This window comes from Bradyrhizobium sp. 139, from assembly GCF_023074175.1.
Taxonomy (GTDB): Bacteria; Pseudomonadota; Alphaproteobacteria; order Rhizobiales; family Xanthobacteraceae; genus Bradyrhizobium.
The window spans coordinates 1-2,009 of record NZ_JADPKS010000048.1 but is presented as its reverse complement, the minus strand read 5'-3'; the positions used below and the strand labels follow the sequence as shown (position 1 = coordinate 2,009).

2 protein-coding genes are annotated in these 2,009 nt (G+C 64.0%); both read right to left on the bottom strand.

What is annotated here, in order from left to right; all coding sequences use genetic code 11:
* Positions 1 to 155: 155 nt before the first annotated feature.
* A complete protein-coding gene (gene phnE, locus IVA80_RS12560; RefSeq protein WP_247429826.1) occupies positions 156 to 1,004 on the bottom strand; it encodes a phosphonate ABC transporter, permease protein PhnE in 849 nt (282 codons plus the stop codon).
* A complete protein-coding gene (gene phnE / locus IVA80_RS12555; protein WP_247429804.1) occupies positions 1,001 to 1,885 on the bottom strand; it encodes a phosphonate ABC transporter, permease protein PhnE in 885 nt (294 codons plus the stop codon). The genes phnE (IVA80_RS12560) and phnE (IVA80_RS12555) overlap by 4 nt, the downstream gene beginning before the upstream one ends.
* Positions 1,886 to 2,009: the final 124 nt, after the last annotated feature.

Genomic DNA, 2,009 nt, shown 5'->3' with positions numbered 1-2,009 from the left:
CAGCTCTCTCGCCAAGGCATCGGCTGATCCTCCCAGCCGACAGAGAACTGTCACCTATCCATCCGGTCTAGTGTGTTACCTATCTATCCGGTCTGGACATCGCGCCACCTTCTCCCACAAGGGGAGAAGGAAGAGAGTCGCGACCCGCTCCTGAACTAAGCCACCGCCCGCCGACCGATGATGGCGAAGCGCAGCTTGCCGGAGATGAAATCGATCGCCGCGACCGCGACCAGGATCATCAAGATCAGGAACGACACCTTCTGCCATTCCAGCACGCGGATCTGCTCGGCCAACTGGAGTCCGATGCCACCGGCGCCGACGATGCCGATGATGGTGGCCGAGCGCGTGTTGGATTCGATGAAATAGAGCACCTGGCCGGCGATCACGGGCAGGACCTGCGGTAACAGGCCGAACCGGATCTCGTGCAATGCGCTGCCGCCGGAGGCGCGGATGCCTTCGACCTGCTTCTGGTCGGCGCCCTCGATCGCCTCCGAGAACAGCTTGCCGAACGCGCCGAAATCCGACACGGCGATAGCAAGCACGCCGGCGAATGGGCCGAGCCCGACCACATTGATCCACACCAGCGCCCAGATCAGCGTATCGACGCCGCGGATCGAATCCAGGAAACGTCGCACGGGGAAGCGCAGGATCTTTGACGGCACCACGTTGCGCGCGGCCAGTAAACTGACCGGAAGCGCGAACAGGGCCGCGAGCGTCGTGCCGAGCAGCGCGATCGACAGCGTCTCGCCCAGCGCCTTCAGATAGACCGGCAGCGAGGAGCCGGGATCGGGCGGGATCATCATCACGCTGATCCAGCCAAGCTGACTGAGGCCGGCGAAGATGCGCGACGGCGAGAAGTCGAGATCGACGAAGCCGTAGACCAGGACCGCAAATGCCGCGACGATCATCGCCGGCATCGCAAGCCGCGCCGAGGCCGGCCGGTCGAACACATCCGGATAGCGCGCGCGAAGCTGCGCGGTGTCGATCTCCTGCGGCCTCGTCATGTCCGCGCCTCCTTGCCGAACAGGCGGCCGCGCAGCCAGCCGGTGGTGATGTCGATGATGAAGACCGTGACGATGATGGTGAGCAGGATCGCGCTGACGTCGGAGTAATAGAACTTGCGAATGGCGACGACGAGCTCCTGGCCAATGCCGCCGGCGCCGACGAAGCCCATTACGGAGGCCTCGCGGACGTTGATCTCGAAGCGCAGCAGCGCGTAGCTGGCATAGCTCGCCGTCACCTGCGGCACCACGGCAAAGCGCATGCAGGAAAGCCAGCTCGCGCCGGTCGAGCGGATGCCTTCGACCGGCTTCATGTCGGCATTCTCGACGATCTCGGAGAACAATTTCCCGAGCGCGCCGGTGGAGTGAATCGCGATCGCGAGCACACCGGCCATCGGTCCGAGCCCGAAGGCGATCACGAAGATCAGCGCGAAGACGATGCCGGGAACGGTGCGGGCGAATTCGAGCAGGCGCCGCACCGTAAAGCGCAGCCAAGGCGATGGCGAGGTGTTTTCCGCCGCAAAGAAATTCAAGGCAAACGCGAAGGTCGCGCCGATCAGCGTGCCGACATAGGAGATCAGCAGCGTCTCGCCCAGCATCTTCAGCCATTTGCGCCAGCCCCAGAGCCACTCGCCGGCATCGGTCCAGACCCGCTGGCCGTTGTCGAGCGTGAGGATGCGGTCGAAATAGCTGACGAAATTGCCGAAATGGGCGAAGAGGGTGTGCAAATTCACTTCCGCGCCGATCGCGGCGAGAAGCAGTGCTGCGGCGAAGATCACGACTCCCAACAGCAGGCGGAGCCGCTTGCGCGCGACCGCCTGATCATAGGCGGCGTTCAGCGCGGCCAATTGCTGCTCGGGGAGGATCGAAACCGCGACGGTCATATGGTCAGGGAGAGTGGCCGGTCAAAATCGGCATAGGGGGCGACCTTGTGGGTCGCTCCCCTGCCACACCACCCGGCATGCGGGTCCGCACCGGGCGGTTCGAGAAGTTGAGGTCATGAGAGAC

What these genes read in the sequence shown, in the direction of transcription:
- phnE (WP_247429826.1), bottom strand. Translation starts at nt 1,004, where the DNA reads ATGACGAGGCCGCAGGAGATCGACACCGCGCAGCTTCGCGCGCGCTAT.
- phnE (WP_247429804.1), bottom strand. Translation starts at nt 1,885, where the DNA reads ATGACCGTCGCGGTTTCGATCCTCCCCGAGCAGCAATTGGCCGCGCTG.